Here is a 3,517-nt window from a genome sequence, read left to right on the forward strand (position 1 = left end):
GCCCGCCTCCGCACACCAGGCGACGTCGCGACGTTCCTCGCTCCCGACTGCACCCAGACCAAGGTCAAAAAGATGAGTTAAAGATCTGCAAGCCCATAGCCTGCCGGAACTGACGACCTCATCGTCGGCAATTCAGGGCTCATACAACTTGCTTCACAGCGAAGACAAAGCACGGTCGGCGTCTGTGACACGCCGTGCGCCGTGTATCCGGCACAGGGAGTCATGAGACCACCCCTGCCTCCTGCCGATGGCCTCCACTATTCGGGCCCGCAACACGGAGAACGCATCACATCGCACCGTGGCAATCCCGGCTGAACATTGTCATAGCGCTGATGCGTGGGGCATCACGGTGGACAGTGTCAGATGCAGTACGCACGCCGGATATGCGCAAACTGATTGATTGAGGCGGCGCAGTACCGGGCCGCGAAGAAGCAGGCGCAGCCGACGCATGGTTCAGTGCTGTCCGGCTGGCGCCCGAAGTCCGGCTCCTCGCCGCAGGCGAGGAGCCACGGAAGCGGACCGTACCGGTCCGGCCTGGCTGGACGCCCTGATCAGCCGAACTGGCCGACCTGGTAGCTGCCGGCCGGCTGCTGGTTGATGATGTTGATGCGGTTGTAGCTGTTGATGACGGCGATGAGGGAGATCAGCGCGACGAGCTGGTCCTCATCGAAGTGCTTGGCGGCGTTCGCCCAGGCCTCGTCCGTGACCCCGCCGGCCGCGTCCGCGATCCGGGTGCCCTGCTCGGCCAGCTCCAGCGCGGCGCGCTCGGCCTCGGTGAAGACCGTCGCCTCCCGCCAGGCCGCCACCAGGTTGAGCCGCAGCGAGGTCTCCCCGGCATGGGCCGCGTCCTTGGTGTGCATGTCGGTGCAGAAGCCGCAACCGTTGATCTGGCTGGCGCGGATCTCGACCAGACGCTGAACAGTGGCCGGCAGCGTCGAGTCCGACAACACCTTGCTGGCCGAGTACAGGTGCTTCAGCACCTTGGTCGCGAGGGAGTTGCCGTAGTAGTTGAGACGCGAATCCATGGATCCTCCTAGCAGAGTTGCCGTTACGCACTACTGACCGGACAGTCCGGCGAGGTGTGACGACGAAGCTGTGTGATGTGGGTCTCTGCGACCGTGCCATCGTCGTGCCGCTCTGTCTCGTTGCAACGGTGATCACGTTGCGGGGAAGCCCCCTCGGGCATCGCGCTGGACAAGCCGGGGCCTGCTCGGTCCCGGTGAGTACGTCTTCTACCTGGGCGGAGATCACATGGTGGACGACGTGGCGGGAGCGCGGCGGCCGGACCACTTCTGCAAGGTCTACCCGAGGAAACCCCTGTCCCCCGAACTCGCGCTGCTCAGCATCGCGGGTATCGTCGTGCTGCTCGCCCCGGTCGGTGTCTTCATCGCCGCGGCTGTCCGGTTCGGCGGTGAGCGGCAGGACCGACGACTGGCCGAGCTGCGGCCGGTCGGTGCGGACCGCGCGATCACCGCCGGCATCGCCGCCGGCGAGGCAGTGCCCAGCACACTCCTCGGCATCGCCCTGGGCACGATCGTGTTTCTGGCGGTTCTCGCTGTCGTCGGGTCCTCACGCTGTCCCCGGTCGTCACGCGGCTGGCGATGAACAGAGCGGCCTCGAGCCTCTCCGAGTCGTGCGCAAGGCCGGTGGGACCGCACGGCTCCTGTGATGGCGCATCACGGCCCCCCCTGCTCATCCGGCTCCCGCCTGCCCACCTCCCGTTCCACAGTGATCGGGGTCCGGAGTGGTCCCGGATTGCCCTGCTGCCCAGGCGGGCCGGTCCCGCCGTGCTCCCTGTGCGGCTCAGGCAGCTCCCCAGCTCATCGGTGACTGCCTTGACCTGGCCGACGGCCGTCAGATCACCTGGGCCGTCGACATGACCAGCGAGGGCCCCCCGCGCTGCTGCCGACACTGGGGGCCAGCCATGGCCAGCGATCCACACCAGGCCGGGGTCACACGGCTGACCGCGTGCTGGCCGACCGCAAGGTCCGCAGCGCAAGATCCCTGGCCACAGCGGCAGCCAAGGCTGCCGAGCGCCAGTACACCACCGCTCCTGGAGTGAAGACAGTCGCAAAGCTGGTCCACTCTCTGGCCGAGGACGTGATGGACCTCAACAAGCGGATGCGTGGTGAGTGATCGGCCGGTGTTGCTCGACCACAACATGAGGGAGCGACGACAAGCGTGCCGAGCGGACGTGCTCCGGTGACCAGCACCGATTTGACGGTCAGCGAGGAGCCGAACAGCCCGGGCAGCGCGGCGCGCATCCCGCTGTGGCGGCCTGTAGCATCGGAGGTCCAGAGCTGGAGGACGTCTGTGCGCCCCGAGAATGACGCAGATTCCCTTGACCGGGCGACGAAGGATTTCATCGCCGCACGTCCCCAGCTTTTTGGCATCGCCTACCGCATACTCGGCAGTGCTGTGGAGGCCGAGGACATCGTCCAGGAGGCGTGGCTGCGGTGGCAGCGCGCCAACCGCGCCGACATCCACGAGCCGGCGGCGTTCCTGGCTACGGTCACCGCCCGTCTGGCGATCAACTTCGCGCAGTCCGCCAAGATGCGGCGGGAGACGTACGTCGGACCTTGGCTTCCCGAGCCGGTCGACACAAGCGCGGATCCGCAGTTGGGCGCGGAACGAGCCGAGGCACTTGACCTGGCGGTTCTCTTCCTCCTGCAGAAGCTGAGCCCCGCGGAACGCGCTGCCTACGTTCTGAGAGAAGCCTTCGACTATCCGTACACACAGATCGCGGACATCCTTGAGACCAACGAAGCCCATACGCGCAAGTTGGTGAGTCGCGCTCGGAAGCATCTGTCAGCGGAACACAGCGCGCCGGTCGACTCCACCGCTCACCGACATCTGATGGAAGTGTTCCTCGCCGCGGCGCAGACCGGCAACCTGTCGGTACTCGAGGATGTCCTCACGGAGGACGTGGTCAGTTACTCCGACGGCGGCGGGGTACGCGGGGCATCCAAGATTCCGGTCGTGGGGCGGTCGCGCGTCGCCAGGTACCTTGCCGCCTTCGCCCCGCGTTTCTGGCCTCAGGCGAACGTTCGCTGGGTCGAGGCCAACGGCAGGCCGGCTGTCCTTGTCTCAGCTGATGGAAACGCCGTGGCTCTGCTGTCCGTCGAAGCATCGGCACGAGGCGTCGAACGCCTCATGTGGGTAATGAATCCAGCTAAACTCGCTCCTTACGTTGCTTCGCTGGACAATTGAGGCAACCTTTCCGCCGACCCTGACTCTGAGTTGGGGATGACTTGTCGGTCCAAGTCCGAACTGGTACTCCCCTGCCGACGCACAGGTGCACAAAAGTGCGACTGTCTGCATAGTCGGTCCGACGGGCCCTGCCCATAGCCGTGATCGAGGGGATCCGGCCGCCGAATCTGTCCACCGACAAGGCTTCGACGGAGGCTCCTTCGCCCCGTCTAAGACGGTGTCCTATGTGGTGATCGCTCGTTGGGCTGTCTATGGGGCGGGGTACATGGAGTTGGATTGTTCCGGACGGGTTGTGGGAGATCGCCGA

Annotated in this window: 4 protein-coding genes; 3 read left to right on the forward strand and 1 reads right to left on the reverse strand. The window is 65.8% G+C overall.

The genetic code is table 11. The features are described from left to right. Positions 1-551: 551 nt before the first annotated feature. The gene (locus ACZ5NH_RS45325) at positions 552-1,025 is read right to left on the reverse strand and encodes a carboxymuconolactone decarboxylase family protein (RefSeq protein WP_451003242.1); all 474 of its coding nucleotides are present in this window, start codon (positions 1,023-1,025) and stop codon (positions 552-554) included. Between the two features lie 226 nt (positions 1,026-1,251). Between ACZ5NH_RS45325 and ACZ5NH_RS45330 the strand changes: the two genes are divergently transcribed. From ACZ5NH_RS45330 to ACZ5NH_RS45340, 3 genes are all read left to right on the forward strand, one after another. After that, positions 1,252-1,605: a hypothetical protein gene (locus ACZ5NH_RS45330; RefSeq protein WP_468784320.1), complete on the forward strand. Its 354-nt coding sequence runs from the start codon at positions 1,252-1,254 to the stop codon at positions 1,603-1,605. A 363-nt stretch (positions 1,606-1,968) separates the two neighbouring features. Next, entirely contained in the window at positions 1,969-2,136 is a 168-nt protein-coding gene (locus ACZ5NH_RS45335; RefSeq protein WP_468784321.1) for a hypothetical protein, read from the forward strand. 177 nt (positions 2,137-2,313) lie between these two features. Beyond that, positions 2,314-3,210 carry an RNA polymerase sigma-70 factor gene (locus ACZ5NH_RS45340; protein ID WP_468784323.1) on the forward strand — a complete coding sequence of 299 codons (897 nt, stop codon included), beginning with the start codon at positions 2,314-2,316 and terminating at the stop codon, positions 3,208-3,210. The last annotated feature ends 307 nt before the right edge of the window (positions 3,211-3,517 follow it).

This window comes from Streptomyces sp. NPDC031426 (genome assembly GCF_055581585.1).